Origin of the sequence: Chryseobacterium balustinum, assembly GCF_900168205.1 — a bacterium.
GTDB classification, from domain to species: Bacteria; Bacteroidota; Bacteroidia; order Flavobacteriales; family Weeksellaceae; genus Chryseobacterium; species Chryseobacterium balustinum.
Genome location: NZ_FUZE01000002.1, coordinates 268,918 through 291,240 on the forward strand (window position 1 = coordinate 268,918; position 22,323 = coordinate 291,240).

General features: G+C 31.2%; 15 protein-coding genes and 1 pseudogene. 5 read left to right on the forward strand and 11 right to left on the reverse strand.

The features are described 5' to 3' along the window. Positions 1-263 precede the first annotated feature (263 nt). The 5 genes and pseudogenes from B5X64_RS22990 to B5X64_RS04870 all read right to left on the reverse strand — a co-directional run. Positions 264-1,199 (reverse strand): annotated as a pseudogene (locus tag B5X64_RS22990) (recombinase family protein); the annotation flags it as partial. 93 nt (positions 1,200-1,292) lie between these two features. Continuing rightward, on the reverse strand, positions 1,293-1,460 hold the full coding sequence (locus B5X64_RS22515) for a DUF2624 family protein (protein ID WP_111944919.1): 168 nt from the start codon (positions 1,458-1,460) through the stop codon (positions 1,293-1,295). Positions 1,461-1,598: 138 nt separating this feature from the next. Continuing rightward, complete coding sequence (locus B5X64_RS04860; protein ID WP_079464172.1) at positions 1,599-3,248, reverse strand: DNA topoisomerase VI subunit B family protein; 1,650 nt, start codon at positions 3,246-3,248, stop codon at positions 1,599-1,601. Continuing rightward, positions 3,245-3,889 carry a hypothetical protein gene (locus B5X64_RS04865; protein WP_079464173.1) on the reverse strand — a complete coding sequence of 215 codons (645 nt, stop codon included), beginning with the start codon at positions 3,887-3,889 and terminating at the stop codon, positions 3,245-3,247. The genes B5X64_RS04860 and B5X64_RS04865 overlap by 4 nt, the downstream gene beginning before the upstream one ends. Positions 3,890-3,956: 67 nt before the next feature. Beyond that, positions 3,957-4,511: a hypothetical protein gene (locus B5X64_RS04870; protein WP_123920977.1), complete on the reverse strand. Its 555-nt coding sequence runs from the start codon at positions 4,509-4,511 to the stop codon at positions 3,957-3,959. A gap of 179 nt (positions 4,512-4,690) precedes the next feature. Between B5X64_RS04870 and B5X64_RS04875 the strand changes: the two genes are divergently transcribed. Continuing rightward, positions 4,691-5,095 carry a helix-turn-helix domain-containing protein gene (locus B5X64_RS04875; RefSeq protein ID WP_079464175.1) on the forward strand — a complete coding sequence of 135 codons (405 nt, stop codon included), beginning with the start codon at positions 4,691-4,693 and terminating at the stop codon, positions 5,093-5,095. A gap of 175 nt (positions 5,096-5,270) precedes the next feature. Next, positions 5,271-8,234, forward strand: a complete 2,964-nt coding sequence (locus B5X64_RS04880) for a TrlF family AAA-like ATPase (RefSeq protein ID WP_079464176.1) — start codon at positions 5,271-5,273, stop codon at positions 8,232-8,234. Between the two features lie 263 nt (positions 8,235-8,497). Here B5X64_RS04880 and B5X64_RS04885 read toward each other — a convergent pair whose 3' ends face one another. Continuing rightward, complete coding sequence (locus B5X64_RS04885; protein WP_079464177.1) at positions 8,498-9,661, reverse strand: plasmid recombination protein; 1,164 nt, start codon at positions 9,659-9,661, stop codon at positions 8,498-8,500. A gap of 180 nt (positions 9,662-9,841) precedes the next feature. Here B5X64_RS04885 and B5X64_RS04890 point away from each other — a divergent pair, with 180 nt between their 5' ends. The 3 genes from B5X64_RS04890 (at position 9,842) to B5X64_RS04900 (ending at position 12,624) form a co-directional block, all read left to right on the forward strand. Beyond that, entirely contained in the window at positions 9,842-11,080 is a 1,239-nt protein-coding gene (locus B5X64_RS04890; RefSeq protein WP_079464178.1) for an AbiH family protein, read from the forward strand. A 511-nt stretch (positions 11,081-11,591) separates the two neighbouring features. Continuing rightward, a complete protein-coding gene (locus B5X64_RS04895; RefSeq protein ID WP_079464179.1) occupies positions 11,592-12,269 on the forward strand; it encodes a nucleotidyl transferase AbiEii/AbiGii toxin family protein in 678 nt (225 codons plus the stop codon). Positions 12,270-12,306: 37 nt separating this feature from the next. Then, positions 12,307-12,624, forward strand: a complete 318-nt coding sequence (locus B5X64_RS04900; RefSeq protein ID WP_079464180.1) for a DUF6922 domain-containing protein — start codon at positions 12,307-12,309, stop codon at positions 12,622-12,624. A gap of 232 nt (positions 12,625-12,856) precedes the next feature. Here the strand turns inward: B5X64_RS04900 and B5X64_RS04905 are convergent, their stop codons facing one another. The 5 genes from B5X64_RS04905 to B5X64_RS04925 are packed head-to-tail and all read right to left on the reverse strand — an operon-like array spanning position 12,857 to position 22,124. Next, positions 12,857-14,005 carry a hypothetical protein gene (locus B5X64_RS04905; protein WP_079464181.1) on the reverse strand — a complete coding sequence of 383 codons (1,149 nt, stop codon included), beginning with the start codon at positions 14,003-14,005 and terminating at the stop codon, positions 12,857-12,859. After that, entirely contained in the window at positions 14,005-15,723 is a 1,719-nt protein-coding gene (locus tag B5X64_RS04910; RefSeq protein ID WP_249414632.1) for a restriction system-associated AAA family ATPase, read from the reverse strand. The genes B5X64_RS04905 and B5X64_RS04910 overlap by 1 nt, the downstream gene beginning before the upstream one ends. A gap of 44 nt (positions 15,724-15,767) precedes the next feature. Next, positions 15,768-17,699, reverse strand: a complete 1,932-nt coding sequence (locus tag B5X64_RS04915; protein ID WP_079464183.1) for a restriction endonuclease subunit S — start codon at positions 17,697-17,699, stop codon at positions 15,768-15,770. Next, complete coding sequence (locus B5X64_RS04920; protein ID WP_079464184.1) at positions 17,699-19,327, reverse strand: class I SAM-dependent DNA methyltransferase; 1,629 nt, start codon at positions 19,325-19,327, stop codon at positions 17,699-17,701. Before B5X64_RS04920 ends, B5X64_RS04915 begins: the two co-directional genes overlap by 1 nt. 1 nt (position 19,328) lies before the next feature. After that, positions 19,329-22,124, reverse strand: coding sequence for a type I restriction endonuclease subunit R (locus B5X64_RS04925; RefSeq protein ID WP_079464185.1), 2,796 nt, complete (start codon positions 22,122-22,124; stop codon positions 19,329-19,331). Between the last annotated feature and the right edge of the window lie 199 nt (positions 22,125-22,323).

Consider the following 22,323-nt stretch of genomic DNA (forward strand, 5'->3'; position numbering starts at 1 on the left):
TCCAGATATTCATCATCATCAATTATCTCTGACAGAAACTTATTTCGGGCAAAAGATAGTTTGTTATTGAGTGAGTCAATTTCGTCAGATATTTTCTTTTTCTCCTTTAATGGATCGTTTATGAAATTCTGATAATTCTCCGTCAAAAGCATTTTTAGATATTTTTTAACTGGTGTATTCATTTCGAATGCCATCAATCCATCTTCAAAAGCTTTATTGACAAGTTCTGCTCTTTCTCTGAACCCGCAGGTAGAATTACAATGGTAATAATAGTATCTATTATTTCGACCTCTCGAAGCACTGGCAGTAATTGTCTTACCACAGTTAGGGCACGTTAGAAAACCTCGAAGAGGAAAGTTTTCCTGAACAGTGATTTTTGTGTTCGGTCTTTGGGGTCGTTTCTTACCATCTAATATTTCTTGTACCTTGTCAAAAAGTTCCTCACTGATCAACGGTTCATGTTGACCTTCTACAAAACAGGCTTCCTCATCTTTATGCTTTGGAACAAACACTTTACCGCAATAAATGGGATTACGAATAGCTATATGAAAAGATGTCCTACTAACACTTTTCCTCAAAGACTCATTTATTTTAGTTCTTATAGAGTTGCTTGCATAAATTCCTTTTGACAACTCATTAAATGCCCACTTCATTTTTGTTGCTTCTGGTTCTTTGATTGCAATATACTTTTTACCATTCTCTGTAATCTTATTTGCATATCCAAATGGAGCTTTGCCCATAACACGACCTTCTTTAACAGCTCTTCTCATCCCATAAAAAACATTGAGTGCTCTTCTGTCATTTTCAACCTCAGGCGCAGCCAAATATATCGCTAACATCATTTTGTTTTCTGGGATGGAAAGATCAAGCGGTTGTTCAACGGCTTGTAATTCTACACCCAATTTTGAGAGGATGCTTATCATCTGATAGGCATCGCCTGCGTTTCTGCTAAACCGATCCCATTTTGTAAACAATATGACATTGGTTTTAGAACCTCTCTTCTTAAGTTCAGTCAAAAGCTTCTTCCATTCGGGACGGTTAAAAGATTTTGCAGAATGATCTTCATAAATAACATTACCTACAGTAAAATTATTCTGTGAACAGAAACGTCTTAAACGTTCTTCCTGGTCTCTTTGGGAATAACCTTTATCCGCTTGTTCATCTGTCGATACACGTATATATAGATCTGCTGTTTTCATAATTTTAAAATTTAATTCTGTTGAGTAATATTGAAGTATGGTAGAATAATAGAATGTCAGATCTATCAGCAGTCGATATTCTATTAATGAGTATCATTTCTGATCAGTATCGAAATACTTTTTGATGACCATTAAAGTAAGATTATACAAAAATTCCATTATTTGTTCAGCTTCCTCTTTTGTCAATTCCATACCTTCTAATCGGAAATATTCAATTACTTCCTCAATTGGTATTTTTTTTATTTCTTTTGTCTGAGACATAAATGCAGAATTTCCCTAAATATAATTCAGAGAAATTCCATTTTATTAATGGTAAGTACCTTGATGCACTCTTAGGCATCAAAAGTCTTAATGTAAATAAACTACGCATTTGATTAGAGTCATTCTTCTGTTAAGTGTTTAATCAGCATTTTTTTCACAGAGAGAATTTATCTCAAAATTCAATAATAATTTACCATCTATCACAACTTCTTTAAGTACCTCCATCAAATTGTCTACAATCATTTTCATCTGATCTGCTTTCTCAGTGTTAACCTTTGCTATACTGTGATGTACGCTCATATTATAATCAGTAAAGGAAAATATGTTGGATGAGAATTGCGCGAAAAGATAGTTGTACTTATGTATATCCTGATCAGCATAGATACATAATTGCCAAAGGGCTTCACTGGTCATATAATTAGGCAGATAAAATGCTTTTGCATATATGTAAGTTCTGCAGAAGGACAAGAGAAATAATGCGAAGAGATTATCTACACCTTGATAATTTTCTTCTTTTCCGTCAATCAATTTATAAAACTGCAATGAACTTTCTAATGTGCTCTTGTAATGGAAATGCAAGTCATTGTGCTGTGGATGATGAGGCATCTGCCAATGCGGTTCGGGATGATATTGATCTGAGACATAGACCAAATGTTTGGCTTGCATAATGAAAACAAAGAAGCTCTGGTATTGATAAAGATTCTTTTGAATCCAGTAGCGATCGTGACCGACCAATAAAAATCTATATTTATTTCCAAATATACTTGTCAAAGAATGAGTGATGGATTTTATTTTTTCATTATTCACATTCAGACCGATCAAAAGCAGATAGTAGGTTTTTACTTCTCCATAAGTTGTTTGATGAAAGAAATAGATCTGTTCCAATTCTACAAAAGTCAGGATTCTGTCAATAGCTCTTTCAAGTATTTCATCTTTCGGATATTCTTCCATTGGAAACACATCTTGGTCGACCTTATAAATTTCTTCATATTGCTTTTTAATCAGATGTTTCAATTCATAAAACCGAGCTTCGATGTAAGTAAATAACGAATCCTCAATGATGCGTAATGATTCAAACATTTCGTTGTTATAAATAATCTCATCTTCCTCAATCGCCTTTTTTGCTTCGTCAAAAAGTTCAGTTACAAAATATTCGTGTTGATTCTTTTTCACAAAAAATTGCTTGAGTTCCGGAATATAAATCAACAAATTATTTATCCTTTGATTGAGATCGATGTCACTTGTCCTATTTCCGGTATACAATTCCTCTAGATATTCTAGGTCATATTTGATCAGTTCTTCGTAAGAAGTAAAGGCACTGTTATAGGAATTCTCAGCGATCAGCCTTTCGACCTGCAACTGATGGATCTCGTGGTCGTGGTGAAAAGTATCTTCGTACCGATTGAACTTTTTGTGATATTTTTTCCAGTTTCTATTGATTAAAAGTGAAGAACGTGAATCTTCTTTCTGATAGATTATTGATGACTGATGACAATGGTATTCTATGAATGGGTGACCTTTAGAAAATTGGTATTCGAGTCTTGAATAATCAATGAAGTAAATATAGACCTGATATTGTTCTCTGACTTCGGCAACCCATTTTTTTGACTGTAATTTTATAGCATCTGCATTTTTAGAAACGGAGATCAGTAGGTGTGATTTCGTTGAGCTCTTTTCCTGCTTGTAGAATATCTGAACAATTGAATAGTCGTGTATAAGCTGATTCAATGTATTTTCCAAGAACTCGTTGGCGAGAACTGAAAACGGAGATTTATTTGGCGTTTTCATAGTTGATCGTTTTTAGTTTCATAATCACTATCGTAGTATATAAAGATAGCCTCAATAAATAGGCGAACCAAGGCAAACCATACCATCATATCGATATGTACACCCATTTCGGGATCGCTGTCAAATCCCAAAGTCTGTTTCAAAACAAAATCAGGGTCTTTCATATTTTCTTGATATTTCTTAAAGTAATCAATTCCTACTATTGATAATATTAGTAGGAATAGCTCATTAATACTTTCCTCGGAAGTGATTGCATTCATTATATAATTTATGCTATCAAATTGAGTCACATCATCGACCTTGCATTTACTCAAATTACCCTTATCATTGTCAAAATAAAAATGAATGAGTAATAATATGCAGGACAACAGTCCTGCCGTCTTGACATCCCGCCTGCTTGCATCTTTGATCTCAATCTTTCCTGATAGCAATTTGTCCAATTCGTATTCTTGAATCAAATCCGGATAACTATCAAGCAATTCTGTAAGCCTGGGATTATTCAGTTGGTCACGCAGGCAAAATATACCTAATTCAAGATCTACTCCTTGAGAATTCTGAACCAGAATACTTAATGCGATCTCAGCTTGCTCTCTTGTTTGTACAAGCTGTTTCTCTTTACTAAAGGGTGTGTTCTTTTTCATTTCAATAATTTTGCTTTAGTAAAGTTGACGAATGAGTGAAGGATATTCTATTCTGGAAAGGGATATATTAGTCAGAATTATCCTTCACGTTATCTTTGATCTTTATGACACCTCTTTCACTCATTACCTGCGCTGCATCCAGCATTTTAACAAGGTAAATATGTGGAGTGATAAGGTCATAATCAAATTCTTCCCTGTAAGGTGAAAGTGACACGTGAACAATTTCATTCAAGAAAAACTCATATTCGTCCAACGTTTTGCATTTGAATGCTTTCTCGAATACAAGAAATGGATTTTGATATTCTTCTTTATTTAAAGATGCCTGACTTATGATCTGCCATTCTTCGGGAACTTCTTTTACCTTCCATCTTTTAGCTTTGAATGTTAGCAGATAAGCTCCCCTTATAAATGATCTGACAGCAGTATGAAAATCGAAGATGTCTCCCGGACGTTCTTTGTTACAGACCTCAGCTTTGTAGACAAACAGCATAACCTCATTGAGTGTATTTTTATAGCTGTCTACAGTACAGTAGTTAAAAAAAGCGTTAATTAGCTCAAAAGGATCTTCAATTTCGTATGTCGCCCAGAAATTAGTTTCCATCGATATTTTTATCTTTTTCATAATATTATAATTTAAAATCGAGAACTAAATTCTGGTCTTCAGTGTGAATAATCTATCCTTTTCAGGAATAAAATATCCGACGGAAGGGATATTTTACAGGATAATTTTTTAACTTTACAATTCAGACGAATTAACAGAAATGGCTTTATCTTTAAGCCTTTAAAATTTTGATAACCGCTATGGAACAGAAAATACATCAAGGAAGAAATGTGAAACGCTTTAGAGAAATGCTTGGCATCAAGCAGGAGGCTTTAGCATTTGACTTGGGAGAGGAATGGAATCAAAAGAAAATTTCTATGCTGGAGCAGAAAGATATTATCGAAGATGAACTATTGAAAGCAATTTCTACAGCTCTTAAAATTCCTGTAGAGGCTTTTCAAAATTTCGATGAAGAACAAGCTGTTAATATTATTGCAAACACTTTTGACAATGGTTCAATTTTGAATGGTATCAATCATAATCCAACTTTTCATCCTATTGAAAAGTTAGTTCAGCTACACGAAGAAAAAATTGCTTTGTATGAAAGAATGCTGAAAGAGAAAGACGAAATGATGGATAGGCTGGAGAAGCTTATCAATAAATAAAATATTAGTAATTCGGGATAATTACTTTTTCATAGGAAAGGCTCAACTACAATAGTTGAGCTTTTTTTACAAGAAAATCATCAAATACATTCATGATTGAAAGAGAATTAAATCTTTGATTCAAATTGCTTAATGAAAACAAATTAAAAAACTAAAACTATAAAAACTTTCCACCATGATAAATAAAGGGTCTGAATGGAATATTTGGGATTTACATGTGCATACGCCAGCTTCAGGATTTGCATCAGATTCTGATTATCCAACTTTAATTGATAATTTGAAAGCTTCCCAAGCTGATGTAATAGGAATTAATGATTATTGTTCTGTACAAGGATATAAGAAAATTATGAGTTTGGGAGGAGTTGAAGGGAAAATTCTTTTTCCAGTTGTGGAGTTTAGAATGAATAATAAAATTAATCACAAAAATTCGACAGCTACTGAAGGTGGAGTCAGTATCAATTTTCATATAATTTTTGATAATAATAGTGATATCAATAGTTTAGAAGTAGAATTGAATAGTTTAGAATGTAAATTTGATGGTGGAAATGAATCAAAATTAGGACATGTTACTACCGTCGAGGATTTAGGTAAAATATCTTTCGATTATTTCGATACTGTTAAAAAATTAAACTCATCTATTTTAAAAAATAAGTTTTTAGTTTGGGTTCCCTATGATGAATACGGTGGAATTGACGCTATTGATCCAATCAATGATGGATTTTTTAAATTGGGGATTATTAATACTGCTCACATATTAGGCTCAGGAAACAACAGACAGATTTCTTATTTTATAAGTGATAGATGCGTTACCGATGTTGGGAAAAACATTGCTTGTATTAAAGGTAGTGACGCGCATCAACTAGACTACCCATTCGGAAAATTACGAGATAAAGATTCTAATCCAACAGATAGATATTGCTGGATTAAAGGTGAAAAAAGTTTTAAAGCTTTACAGCATTTAATTGTTGAACCTATAGATAGAGTTGTGATAAATGATAAAAATCCTATCGAGAATAGAGTAACAACAAATCGTACTAAATATATTGAAAGTATTAAGATTAATCAAGTTTCGGGATATAATCAATCTACACATGGCGAATGGTTTAATGAAGTGGATATTCCACTTAATCCTGAATTAGTTGCTATAATAGGTAATAAAGGAAATGGCAAAAGCGCTTTAGCAGATATTATTGGGCTCTGTGGAGACTATAATGGAAGTCATGATGATTTTTCATTCTTAAATAAGAAAAAATTTGGTGAAAATAATGGTCGTATAGCACAAAATTTTGAAGCAAAACTAAAATGGTTAAGTGGTACTGAAATTACCAAAAATCTTAATGATAAAACTGATATTTCATTTACAGAAAAAGTAAAGTATTTACCTCAGGGTTATTTTGAAAGTATTACAAACGAATCCGTAGAGGGATTCAATAAAGAAATCGAGGATGTTGTGTTTACTCACTTGAAAGAAGATGAGAAATTAGGAAAGACAAATTTTAAAGAATTAATTGACTATAAAAATAGTGTGAGTAAAGAGGAAATTACTCAACTGAAAGGTAAATTACATTCTATTAATGAATCAATATTCAATAAGGAAGTTAAGTTAAATCCACTATATCAAAAAAGTATTGAAGATCATATAAAGCAAAAGCAAGATGAATTGAACGCTTTAATTGAGCCTATTGCTGTTTCAAATCCTAATGATGATCCTGAGCATGCAGAACAAAATAAAGTTGTCAATGAGGAAATTGAAGGATTAAACAAGAGCATCAAACTTCAAGAAGAGAAAATAAAAGTAATTGAAAAGTTAAAATTGAATCTTTTAATTGAGATTAATGAGTTAAAATCATTTAAACAACGAATTGAAAATAAAGTAAAAGAAGTTGTTGACTTTAAAAATAATTTAGTTTCTGAATTATCTAAATACGAAAATCTTGATATTAATGAATTAATTAAATTAACGTCAAATCTTGAAAATTTAGACAAATTATTATCCGAAAAGAATGCACTGTATGAAGATTACAAATTAGCATTAGAAGAATCTACTTCTATTGATCCAAACTATAAATCTGAAAAGAAAGTTTTAAAAGGATATACAGATAGAAAAGAAGATATACAAAAATCTTTAGGTGAAGCCGACAAAGTTTATCAACACTATCTTTTAGAAAAGAAAAATTGGGATGATCTTAAAAGTAAAATAATTGGCAATGTAAATATCCAAGGTACATTGGAGTTTTATAAAAAGGAATTGACTTATTTAAATTTAAGTCTTACTAGTGAAATAGAAACTGAAAAAATTGAAAGATTAAAACTGACTAAAGAAATCTTTGAATTAAAAAGTACTGTATTGTCCACATACCAAAATGTAAAACAACGTATAGACAATATTATTAATGAGAATAATGAATTACTTTCTGCATATCCGATAGAAATAGAAGCTTCTTTTACATTTACTTCTAATTTTCAGAAAAAATTTTTAGATTTTATTTATTTCAATAAGGCAGGAACTTTTTATGGAAAAGAAAACGCTGAAATACAATATAGAAAAATAGTTGAAAATGTAGATATTGATAACTTTGGAGGTATTGCTACATTATTAGAAAACTTGATAAGACCATTTTTTACCGATTTAAGAGATGAGGGAAAACAGACAAATATTGAAAATCAAGTAAATGATGTGGTTGACTTATATGATTATTTATTTTCCTTGGATTTTGTTGATTATAATTATGAATTACGTCAAGGGAGTAAAAACTTAGAGCAACTATCTCCTGGTGAAAAAGGAGCTTTATTACTGATATTTTACCTATTACTTGACAATAATGATATTCCATTAATAATTGATCAGCCTGAAGATAATCTCGATAATCACAGTGTTGCAAATATTTTAGTTCCATTTATTAAGAAAGCTAAATCAAAAAGACAAATAATACTAGTTACACATAATCCAAATTTAGCAGTTGTTGCCGATGCCGAACAGGTGATTTATACTGAACTCGACAAAGAAAATAATTATAAATTTTCATTTAAAGCAGGTGCGATCGAAAATCCGGAAATTAACGAATGCATTGTAAAAGTTTTGGAAGGAGCAATGCCTGCATTCAATAAGAGAAAATTAAAGTATTATGAGAATAACTAATACTTTATGAAAGAAAAAATTATACACTTTTCATTGTATGTGTTAAAGACCTTAAATTAAATAATCTAATAAATATCCAAAAGAAAAAAAAGAAAAAAAAAGAAAGCCAGTCCATCATTGTTACAGATTTCAATAAGCAAGTTTATCAATAAAAATACGACCTGAAAGGTGGAGATTTTTATTGATACCGACAGGCTTGAACTTGTGTTTATAATCTGAAACTATTCCTTTGTTTTCTTTTTATTATTTTTTACAATCTTTGATTACAACCTTCGTTGTTTTTTCTTCTTTTGCTGTAAGGGAATTTGCTCAGAATAATGATTGATCTCAAGATTGCCAAAATTTAAGAGAGATATTATTTGAGAAATGCTTTCTGAATCTTTAAAAACTTCTTCAAATGCAGAGAAAGGTATATTGTTTTCCTGTGAAACCTTCTTACAAATATCATTAATTTCTGCGATTAACTTTTCTTTAGAGCCAGTAAATAGCTGAGGTAATTTTGTTTTCTCAAATCGTAATGTTTTGATCAAAGTATCCTTTACCGAGTCTAAATATTTTATTTTTTCACTCGAATAAATATCACCGCTGGATAGAACGGTGGATAATTTATTTTTCAGAATCGAAATTTCTTTTTTGAGATCTAAATTTTTACTTTGGAGTTCTGTCATCAGTTTGTTTTTGAATTCTAACTCCTGTTTGTTTTTTCTAAGCTGGATATTATACGTTTTGAACACTTTTTCGTAGTTGTCAAGAGTTTCATCGGTTCTAATTTTTTTAAAGCCTAAGAAATCGCTTTCTTTCACAATCAAATCTTCAAACTTTTTGGAACTGAGCTCAGATTTGACATTGTTTATCTTTTCATCCAGTTCTAAAAGCTCTTGTTCTTTTTTCTGAATCTTAAATCCTATAGCTTCTAATCTACTTTTTGAGCCCTCAATACCTCTCTCCATTCCCAAACATTCCGCTGTGATATCCTGCATTTTTGAATAGTGAAAAGATTGATGCTTTAGAGTCTTTCCCGTTTTAAGATCTTGCCAGTCAGCAAGCATATGAGCGTGGTAATTGGGTTTCCATTCTTTATCCTCTATATCAAAGTGACCTTCATCTTTATGGATAGCAATCTGGAAAATTCTAATCTGTAATTCTTCTTCAAGTCGTTTTGAAAGCTGATGCAAATCCTGCATTGTTGTATCTTCTTTAATCACAACAACGGCTTCTCTAATTGGCATTGCATTCTTTTGCAATTTTCTTCCGGATTTTTCTTTACAATATGTTTCAATTTTGTGTAGTCTGTCTGAAAGTTTTTCTTCTGACCAATATTCGTTTTTAGCCGTTAAGTCTTTTCGGATATAATCAAAAGTCTTTCTTCTAAAGTTATGTGCTTCAGAATCTGATTTTGCTTCCTTGAAATTGATAGAGGTTTTCATTTCAATTCTAAATTAAAGTAACAAAATATAATTGATGGAAAACTTCTTCTAACGATATACTTTGGCGCTCTTTTGCCTATCTTCAGGAGATTTTTAAAGTATTAGTAATTATAAAGTCGACTATATAATTTGATATTTTTGTAGTACTTTAGAGCTCACTTATTATTTAGAAATGCACAAATGATTAATCGTATAATACTTATTGGTAATGGCTTTGATTTAGCTAATGGATTGCGTACAAACTATAAAAGTTTTATTGACGATTATTGGAAAAGTACAACATCAAAATATTCAAAAGAGAAGGTGGAAGATATATTTGAATGTGATGAATTTAGTGCAATATCCTTAAAAACATTTGCTGATGAGCAAAAGATCACAAACTATGTTGAATTTTTTCAGCATATAGCTAATACCAGAATTCAATACACAGCTAAAAATCATTTTTTTCTACAAATGTGTCACAATCTTTATAATAAAGACTGGTGGGATGTCGAAAGTTACTTTTATAATATTCTTAAAGACGTTAGTGGTTCGAAAACAATGGCTGATGAAATCAAAAAGTTAAATCAAGACTTTGAGGGTGTGAAAAAATTGTTGGAAGCATATCTTTTCAGTGCAAAATTAGATTCACCAGTTGATTATGAAATTGTTAGGGAAATTAAATCAAAAATATTTGAGCTTATAAACTTTGATGATATTTCAGAGGCAGGGGTTACCCAAATAGTAAATAATTTGTGGGGAACGATTGGTAGTTATGTTAGTGATCCAGATTTTCAAGGCTTTCGTGATCAGAACTTGGGAGATTTTGAATCAAAGATCGTAAAAGCTCTTTCAAATGGATCATATGATAAATATTCATTAAAAAAATTTTTACAATCTCAAAGTAGTACTCTAACAAGTAAATTAGATGTACCCATTACCATTCTGAACTTTAATTACACAGACACTGAAAGTTTTTATATCAATGGAGAACAGGAAGTTATAAAAATTCACGGGGAACTAAATAATATTGACAACCCAATTATTTTTGGTTACGGCGATGAATTAGATGATTCTTACAGTGCAATTGAAAAGCTAAATAACAATGATTTCTTAGAAAATTTCAAATCTATAAATTATTCTAAAACAGCCAACTATAAAAAGCTTTTGCAAACTATAAATAGTGATCTATATCAAATTTATGTAATGGGACATTCTTGTGGCAATTCAGATAGAACTTTATTAAATACAATTTTTGAACACGATAATTGCATCTCTATAAAAATCTTTTATCACGAAAAAGAGAATGGTGAAGATAATTACCTTGACGTGTACAAAAATATTTCTCGTAACTTCAATAATAAAGCAAAATTAAGAGATAGGGTAGTTAATAAAAAATATAGTCAATCTCTTCTACCATTAAAATTGCAAAAGACATAAATTTTCAGATTAAATTATGAAGCCTCGCAGAGCGTATTTGAAACTTTGTTAGGAGGCACGACTTTCAAAGTTGCGAATGCGCTCCTAACTTCATAGGGTAGTTGGCAAAATCGCACGCATTTTAATAAGCAACAAATCCATTCTTAAGACAAAATTTTAGGTAAATTACTTTTTACAAAGCAGGCTTTGTTTTGATTAATGGTTTAAAAGTAAAAAACGAAGCTATCTATATATTAGATTTTATGGTGACCAACTAAAAGGTGGACTTCTTAAAATTATAATAGCCAAATGCTAGCACAAACTATGCTAAAATTTAAGTTGGCTATATTAATAACCAGTTACAAACTTAACTACAAACAGAAAAAATTGTAATGCCTTTTATCAAATACCTACATCAATAAAAGTCTTCTAATTTAGACTTTCATTAAAAAAATCGAAGCCAAATAGTTCCTTGCAACGCCATTGTAAAGGCATACCTCATTTTCAGAATTAATTTTCTGAAAAATAAAAAATGCTACATAAAGAAACAGTCAGTAAGGAAATGTGGGAACTTCTTCAAAAACTGATGAAAGATGAAAAGCTAAAAAATTTTACCTTAGTAGGTGGTACCGCACTCAGTTTAATGCTTGGTCATCGTCTAAGTATTGATATTGATCTGTTTACAACTAGTGCTTTTGATGAGAAATCTGTTTTAAACCATCTTGCAAAGAAATATCCTGTAGAAGTTAAAAATATGTTCGAAAATACGCTGCTTTTGCAAATATCCCAAATCAAAGTCGATATCCTTGCCCATCAGTATCAATGGCAATTGCCTCCAATAACTAAAGAAAATGTTAGGTTGGCATCCCTTGAGGACATAGGAGCAATGAAACTGCACGCTATATTTCAAGATGGAAGCAGAATAAAAGATTTTGTCGATATGCATTTTATATTAGAACACAATTCTCTTAAAACTTACCTTGATTTTTATCAAAAAAAGTATGGAGGAAATTCATCACTTGTAGCCTTAAGTTTATTACACTATGACAGTATCGATAGAGATGTACAAGTTAAGATTATGAAAGGTAAAGATGTAACCTGGCAAAAGATAGAAGATAGATTAAAAAAATCAGTACATAACCCCTTACTAAAGTTCACTGAAATCAAGGAGCAAAATAACAAACAAAAAGGACGTGGATTCAAGCGTTAAACTTTCATATATCACTAATATTCAGTAAATTTATATTATGAAAACAGGAAATAACAAAAGACGATCCTTTGATCTCGATCCTGCATTTTTTTGGGATTATGATTTAGATGCGATGGATCTTGATAAAGCCTATAAATCAATTATAGGTCGTATTGTTGAACGTGGTGATAAAAATGACATTGACAAAATTGTAGAATTTTATACTTACGAAAAAGTAGTCAAAGCAATTCGTGACGAAATCCATTTCTTGCCTAATTATGCAATTAATAAAGCTTTAGAATTTTTTCCGGAACTTAAAAAAGAAGAGATGCACTGCTATCTAAATCGAAAGGACAAACCTTACCATTGGATTTAATTTTAAAATTTTTCTTTAAAGATAAAGCTAAAACAAATAATAATACTTAGAAATAATTTCTCATCGTAAAAATTGAAAGGTGCTAATTTCGTGAGGAAATGAGTGATGAAAATTAGCTTCTTTTTCCTTTTGTAAAAAAATGTAAGGTGTCCGCTTTTTAGCGGACTTCTTGCATTTTATAAAATTGTGATTCAAAAAGAAACTAGATTGTTAGAAATTTATTCGTGAAATATTAATTAAATAAGCCTTTCATTTTACATTCTTCTAAAAACTTTCTCTTAATCATATTTTTAATTGATTTTGGATTACGTGTCGTCGCCTTTAAAACTTTCTCGTAATATTTATCTGCATCTGTAATTTCAATTAATGATTGAGCATTTTCATAGTGATCGAGAATATCCTCATACCATTCTTTTGCACTATGTTTGTTACAGATAAACTCATCATACCTTCCATAATATTCTATACTTCCATCAGTATTATATTTTGTTTCTATTTTGAATATTCTTTTCCAAGAATTTAACTCTTCAGTATTACTATTACAATTTATAGTCAATTTATAATCCGATGGTTTTATCCCTCCTTTTATGCCTGTGTTAGACAGTTTGAAGTCAATTTCTATATTTGGATGGCTATCTGAATAAGGATAAAAAGCAAGTTTTCTTCCCTTAATATGCTCTATTGGATCATGGGTGCTTTTATTACCCGAGTTACATTTATGACACATTGGAGAGAGGTTTTTAAAATTGATGGAATTAAATGGATAAATAGCTTTAGGTAGAAAATGGTCATAAGCTTCCCTCGTTGATACATAAATCCCATCTATAGGATAAATTCCACAAAATGGACAAATACCTTCGTCATTCTCCGTCATAAATTCTTTATAGTGAGATGGGAGTAAATCATTATTTAATTTACCAAAAATCTCCAAATTAAAGGGAGATTCTTTCCCATAAAGCTTAGAGTAAAAATTATTTAATGCTTTTTCTAGATCAGGGTATTTTCGCTCTATTTCTTTATAACTTATTGGTGTTTTACTTTTATTGCCGCATAAAGTTTCAATTTCATTATTTTTATAATAAAAATCAATCAATTCTAATTTAAATCCATCATCATCAATTTTCGCAAATTCATTAAAAATTTTTTCAATTGAACTATTAAAAAAGTAAGCTGATTTTCCCATTTGATTTTTACTTGTGTCATTAGGGTCATAATCAACATTTCCTAAATGTTCATAAATATCCTTTAAAATTAGATTTCCATTGAGCTTCTCTACATCGAAAGTACCTTCAGCGAATAACCAAACGTCATAGAATAAGAAATCAAGAATTTTTTGAAATTTCTCAATCTCGTGATCAATATATTTGTAAGTAAATATCATTATTTATTTTCTATTTGATCGATAATATCATTAATAAATAATACGCTTTCAACGGATTCGCCTATTTCTTTTCTAACTTTTATAAGAAACTTTTCCTTATCATCAGTATTTTCTAATTCTTTTCTTAATTCATCAATTTTTTGGTTTGCAAACTCACCAATTGTTTCAGGCTTATTGAAAATTCTCAACGTAATTTTATTTACAGATGTTCCCAAAGTCTGAAATTCAGGATAGCCGCAATTAACATTTTTGGTTTCACTTTCCTTTGAAAATATATGTACATATTTTGACTCACTATCAGAAATTAGATAAGGAGAATGTGTTGTAATCAACATTTCCCTCATAGTATTTGATTCATCCAAAGCGAAACAATGTCTAATACTTGAAATGAATTTTGATTTCCAATCGGGATTGAAATGTGTTTCGGGTTCGTCTAGCAAAAACAAACAATTTTCATTTTTAAATAGCAAACAAAGTCCTAATGAATGGAGAAATTGGTGTTCTCCATCAGAAAGTTCTTTAGTAAAAAGAGGTTTACTTAATCCTTTTTTATTTATCCAAAGATTCTTAAATCTAAGAATTCGATTATCTTCCAATGGGATAGGATTAATATCATGATTAATAAAAATATTTTTAGACTGATATACCCTTTTCTTATCTTCATAAGAAGCCACATACGCATTCAGTTCTAAAAGAATTTGAAACAACTGAAACAATTGCAAGGGCTGATTATACTCTTCATTAGCAAAATGAAAACGAAAAGCTTCTTTCGTAGCTTCTGTTACCTTAAAATCTAAAATCAAATATTCATTAACCTCTTCACCATTATCTTGTTCTATAATTCTCGTTTCATAACATGTAGCACACTGTTTTAAAATTCCTATGCTGTCTTTCAAATTAGATGTCAGTTGAACTTGATAAGTCCTTTTATCGTCTAAATTGACAGTTCTATCTCGTAAAATATCTTCATGCAAATCGAGATATTCATCCATGCGTATAATCAGTCTGAATTCGTCAATATCTTCCAGTTCTACTTCTTCATTAAATGGAGCAAGTGTTTTCTCATCTTGCATTAATAAATTAGTTAACAAAATAGCCTGGCTATATTCTTTATCTAAATAAACCAATCTTCCTTCAGATTTTGGTGGAAAGCCGAAAGAATCTTCACGAATCAGTTTGTCGGCATATTCATCAAAATGTAGAAAACGGGTTTTAAAAAAGGGCAAACTCAACAGCTCATTTTCACCTGATGAATACCCTAAAACATATTTCGGCAATAACTGTTGTAAATCTTTTTTACCAAGGGGAGCTGTATTATCCGTAAAATCGCTTCTATTCACCCATTCAAAAACTGGTGTTTCACCAACTTCTTTTGAAATTTTTATCCTTCCTAAATTTTCGTAAATCTTTCGTGATAGCAATTCAGTATTTGATTTATTACACCATTCCATTGGAATATCTATAAAATACTCCAATTCAAAAGCATCTACTATACACACACGGTTGTCAAATCCTTTTTGATTTTCTTCACTTTGCAAAAAATCTTGTGGAAGATTATCTACATTCATACAGTCTAAATGATAGAATATATTTGCCAATGCTTCTAATATATTTGACTTACCACTTCCATTTCTACCAGCCAAAATATTGGGATTGAAATCATGAGCTAATTGGTAATCAAAATCTCTTAGAAAATAGATTTCAAAAGCACTTTGCAATGACCTGAAACCTTCGGGTGTATTTACTTTAAAGCGAATTAGTTTCATGAAATCACTTTTAGCATTATTTTTTTATCCGTTTTAAGATTTCCAGATTCCTCATCCTTATATCGAATTTCTTCAAAAGTTTGAGTGAGTAAAGCATCATCTCCTTCCAACTCTTTAAAAATAAAGCTTTTCATCTCTTCATATTTAAACCAATCGCCTCTTTCATAAACCAATCGATTGTATAGTATTTCTAAATCATCAATACTAAATGGCTTCTTAGAAAAATACTTTTTAAAGAAAAATTTTAAATCCATAATATGATTCTCAATACTTCCATACTTATTTACTATATCATCAGGAATTCCATAATAATCGTCTAAAGACAAAGAAATATAATCAAACTGATATTTAGAAAAAAGATTTATGTTTTGATATTCATCCAATATATTCTCTGGTAATAAAGAAATATATCTTTCAACGGATTTGTGTTGGTCAATTTGCCAGGCTGTAAATTCATTTACCTCAGATTCTAGTTCTTCTCCAATTTTATTTAACTCAATTAAATCATTTCTAAAATCGACGATATTGATTTTGCTTGTTTTTGATAATAAATAAATTTTTGTTCTCAAATCTTTTGATTTATTAATATACAACTTACAATTTTCACTTAAATAAGAATCATCTATTTTCCTTTCCTCTATTACTTCTAATAATTCTGTCTTCTTTTTTAAGGACTCAAAGTTCTCTTCTATAGTATCTTCTTTCACTTCTTCACTATCTTTTTGTTTTGAAACTTTCATATCTGAAATATCTACTTTGCTTAAATCTAGTTCCCCATTAAATGCTCTTTGGCTAATGCTTCCATAAAGATTTTCCAGTTCTTGCAAACTCTGTTTAAATTGTCTTTTAAGAGCTTCTGCCTTCATTGCAATGATGTCAAATTCCTGTTGAACTTCTATTAAGGGTTGCGGAACTTTGAACGTTCTTAAAATTTCAAGGTTAATATTTTTTTGAGCAGCAGATGGTGCGTTTTTTTCTAATATTCTTTGAAAGAAAGAAAATAAATGATGCACATATAAGTTTGTTGCTTCTTTTGAATCAACAACAAAACCTACGATGCTGTCTGGAAAACAAGCATCAAATGTTAGAATTCCAGTTTTAGCAATATTTGCAGCAATTGTGATACATAAAGTACCTGCTGGCCATTTTTTACTTTGTTTAAGACCAATATCAGAATACGTTTGTTTATAATCTAATATATAAGTGCCTGCATTTGCAACATCGCCAGTTTGAATAAGTGGGTGAACCCCATTTAATAATTCAGGTGCATTTCTTGGTCTATGCTTTGAAACTCCTCTATCAATTGTTCCAAATTTGGATAAAGGAACGATATTCCAGCCTTTCTCATTTCTTACTGGGTCTCCAAACATTTCTAAAAAGGTTGATCGCAATAACTCATCCAACAAATCAATACTTGCTTTTCTCTTTTGGATTAGTCCTTCACATTGTGAAAGAACTTTTGCTATTCGTTTTTGGTCGTCAATATTTTTTGGAAATTGAATTTTTATAGCCCTTAGACTTTTGTTATTTAAAATTGGAAGAATTGCATTCTTTGCATTACCTCGTAGCAATTGTTTATTAGCTTTTAACCAATAATAAAAGTATTCAAAGTATACCTCCTCATTTGTTCGAATACCTGTTATTTGCTGATTTGTACATGATTCGATACTTGTAATACCTAATTTGCCTATATCACCTATTGCACCAATGACAACGGTATGTTTTGGAAGGATTGTTGCTTTATTTTCGGCAACAGCTTTTTCGGTAATTGTACGATTTGATTTACCTAAAAACTTCTCTTTGTCTAAATCACCTGGTGTATACCAATTTATATTTCCATTATAATATTGCTCTTCTTTTGAGGGAGGAGTTTTGCCAGTCTTTATAAGGGATTCTATTTCCCCAATTGTTTTTTTTACAATTTCCATTAAAACAGACTTTTTAACTCTTCTAATCCTATAATAATTTCTTTTTCAAGTCCATTTTCTCCAATTAATTTATCTAAAATAATTGCTGGCTTTTCATAAATAATATCTTCAAAAGTATCTTCTCTATACTTAGAAAAACTTAAATCATAATTTTCCTCAATAATTTTTGCAATAGGAACAAAGAAAAATTTACCTTTTCTATCATACTCAATTTCTGCACTTCTTGATTTAAATTGATGAACTATGTCTTGCAAGTCGCCATATCCTTCCTGTTTAGCTCGTTTATCATCTAAAGTATAACCATCCGATTCCATATCGTAGAACCAAACATTTTCTGTTGTACCACCTTTTGTAAAAATTAATAAAGCGGTACTTACACCAGCGTAAGGTTTGAAAACACCACTAGGAGCAGTTACTACTGCTTTTAGTTCTGATTTTTCAATCATCAGTTTTCGAGCATCTATAAAAGCACCACCAGTACCAAACAGCACGCCTTGTGGCACAACAATTCCTGCTGTGCCACCCATCTCAAGCATATTGTAAATGCGTTCAATGAAAAGCAGTTCTGTTTTTGTAGTCTTTAAGGCTAGTTCTTCATTGATATCGCCTTTATCTATGTTACCAGTAAAAGGTGGATTTGCTAATACAATTTTGTATTGTGCATTCTCGGTATAGCTTTTACTTAACGTGTCTTTGTAATCTATTTGAGGACTATCAATGCCATGCATCATTAAGTTCATCAAGCCTAAACGTACCATGGTTTGGTCAATGTCGTATCCATACAAACTTTTTCCTAATATTTCTTTTACATCTTCGGTTAGTAATGCACTACGGCTACTTCTTATAAAGCCATCTTCATCAGGTTCTTTTTTATCTTTCTCTTTGTCAAGTTGCGTAATCATATATTGGTATGCACCCAACAAAAAACCACCAGTTCCGCAAGCAGGGTCGGCAATACGATGTCCTAATTGTGGGTCAACTAATTCTACCAATAATTTAATGATGTGTCTTGGTGTTCTAAATTGGCCGTTTTTACCAGCAGCTGCAATTTCACTCAACAACATTTCATACACATCACCTTGAATGTCTTGGAAATCTTGTCCTTTTTCGTTGGCATCTTTTTCCATTTCTAAATAAATGGAATCAATAGTATCAACTGCTTCTTTTAAAAGTGATGGTTTAGGAATAATGAATACCGCATTTGCCATGTGCTTGGTAAAGGATGCTTCATCTTTGTCTAATTCTTTAATAAACGGAAAAACATATTGCTGAACATAAGAAAGCATGTTTTCTGTAGGTGCAATTCTTTTAAATTGACTCCAACGCAAACTATGCTTATCAACTCCTTTTGTTTTTTCGATTTCAGCAATCTGTTCAGGAGTTGCATCAGCTTTTGGTCTATCTTGTGGAAGTACATAAATGCCAGAAAATTTTGATGTGTATGGGTCGCCAGAAAATTCGCTTGCTGACAATGCTTCCAAATCATTTTCATCCAACTTTTTCATGAAAAGCAAATAGGTAATTTGCTCGATGGCTGTCAACGGATTTGAAATACCGCCACTCCAGAACTTTTGCCAAAGGTCATTTATTTTGGATGCGATTTGCGGATTGCTATTTATTAAACTCATATTATGCTGCGAATTTTTCTGTTAGTATTAAAATGTCTTGTATTTCTGAGGGCGAAAAAATGCCACGAATTCCCTTTGGATGAATGATAGTAAAAGGAGCTTGTATCAAATCTCTTTTTTCGATGTTGCCCCTTTCAATGATGTAGCTTTTTAACAAATTCAAGAATTCGATTTGTCTTGTCGTTAAATGTGTATGATCCACAATAAATTGCTGAACTGCTTTGCTTACTTGTTCATCAAAACTTTCCAAAATTTCAATTCCTAAAATATGTTTGATAAATTGAATAAACTTTGCCTTTTGATGTTTATACACTTTTTGTAAAAGTGATTCTGTAATATGTGGGTCTTCTTCATGCAGTTCTTCAGCCAATTGTTGGGCTTCTTCTTCAGAAATGGGATTGCCGGATTTTAGTTTTTGTAAAATCGGGTTACGTTCTATGAGTTCAGCAATTTTTGCCTCTACCATTTCACGATATTTTGTAATGCTTACAGCCTCGTTTTGTGGACCAAACTCTACCATTTCTTTTGTTTTCAATACATCTTGCAAATTCAATTTTGCAGGCCCATCTGATTGAAAGCGTTGTTCTCTGAATTTTATTAATGGCGATATAGTTTCAGCTAATTCTTCAAACCCATCATCGGTAATTGTTGACCAATAATGATTGGTTAATACTTGCTTGATAAAGGAAGTATGCTTTGCTACTATGTTAACAGACAAAGGCAATTCACTAACTATAGTGATAACGTTTTCTTTTAGCGTATCGAACTTTTCTTTTTCCTTTGAAAGATGTGCAAGGGAAATTTCTAAGACATCTTTTTGAAATCGCATTGCCTTGAAATCGGTTTGCGATACAGTTCTAAACAAAGGTTTTATCGTATGTCTTAAAAATTCCAACTTTTCATTTGTCAGATTTAACCAAAAGTTTTCTTGTTCCACCTTAGCCAAATCAGTTTTTGAATCCTGAATTACTACAGACTTTGTAGGTAGTTCAGAAATTTGAACACGAAGTTTTTCAATTTCCTTTTGAGCTATTTCAGGTTTTGCTTTTTCTAATGCCTTTTCGATTTTATCAATACGGATTCCTACAAATCGAACTGGCAAAGGAATTTGAGCCTTTAATTCTTTGCCTTTAGGATTCAGTTTGAAATATTCAAAATTATCCCAACAGTCCATAATTAAGAAAGTATCTTTCTCTGGACACCAAGGTTTAATTTTAGATTTTTCTAATAACCTTGTTCCTCGTCCAATCATTTGCCAAAACTTGGTGTATGAAAAAACAGGTTTAACGAAAACAAGATTTACTAATTCACGAACATCAATTCCTGTATCCAACATGTCCACACTTATTGCAATTCGGGGCATGTCACTATGTGTAAACTGATGTAATAATCCACCTTTACCGTAAACTCTTGGATCGTCTGACACCATTACTTTTGCAAGTTCGCCAGTGTATTCAGGATAAAGAGAATCAAAAATTGCTTCAATTCTTCTTGCATGGGCTTTCGTTGCACAAAAGAATATTGTTTTGCCTGGAAGAACACCGTTAGGGTCTTTAATGCATTCTTCCATAAATTCTTTAACAATAGTAACATTTGTCCCTTTGTTAATTACCGTTTTTTCTAAGTCGGTTCCTTCAAAATTTATTTCTGAAACTTCTTTTCCTTCTAGAATTAATTGTTTTTGGTCTTCAAGTGAAATTGTTCTTTTACTGATTCCTTCTTCTTGAAATTTCGTTTGAATTTTCATTACTTGAAAATCACAGAGGTAAGGCGGAATATTATTTACCGCTTCTTCATAAGAATAAGCGAAAGTTGGAATTCCATCTTCACATTCGAAAAGTTTAAAAGTATTGTGGTCTATTACATTTGTTGGCGTAGCCGTCAAACCAAGTGTGATTGTATTAAAGTAATCTAAAACTTCTTGATAGGTGTTGTAAATAGACCGATGACTCTCATCTACCACAATCAAATCAAAAAAATGAGGAGATAAAGAATTATCTTCATCTCTAATAATATTCAACATTGTTGGATAGGTCGAAGTATAAATCCTTCTATCCTTTGCGATTGATTTTTCTCCGATTTTTGGCCAAGCTGGTTCGTTCGGCAAGTATTCTTTGAATGCTTCTAAAGCCTGATTTCTTAACGCAATACGGTCAACCAAAAACAGAACTCTTTCCAGCCATCCAGCTCTCATTAAAGCATCAACCATTGCAATAGTTGTTCTAGTTTTACCCGTACCAGTTGCCATTACTAAAAGAAATGTCCTCTTCCTTTTGTCTATACCTTCCATTACAGAACGGATAGCATGAACTTGATAATCTCTTCCAGCAATATTTGTATTGATTAATTCCGCTGCTAATGGTTTTCTATTTTTTCTTATGTATTGATACCTTTCTAAATCATCTCTTGTCGGAAAACCGATCACTTTCTTGGGAGGATAGTTTCCTAAATCCCAAAAGTAAATCTCATGTCCATTTGTATAAAAACAAAATGGAATTTCACCACCAATTTCTTTTTGAATGTTATAACAATACTGTTTTGCTTGTTCTCTTCCTATTGCAGCATCTACTATCGTTTTTTTTACTTCGACAACAGCTAGTGGTTTTCCATTCTTTCCAAGTAAAACATAATCTGAAAATTGACAACGATTATAAGTTGATTGAGGTTCGTTCAAAACATCTAATAGATCAAATGTTATCTTAAACTCATTTACTACTTGAGCCTTGTTATTAATATCCCAACCGGCGTTGATTAGTTTAATATCAACAATTTGTTCTCTAGTAAATTTTTCGTTCAAAGTTCTATGTTTATAGATATTCCATAAAAGTACAAAATATTATTATTCCCTTAATTAACCTAACAAAAATTTGATCTGTTACACCGTCATCTTTGCGAGTTAGATTATGCTACTACCTTTAATAGAAGTCAGAGGCCTTACGATAATAAGATAAACACTCCAATCTCTCAATATATAAAAGCGTTTATATATTTTATTG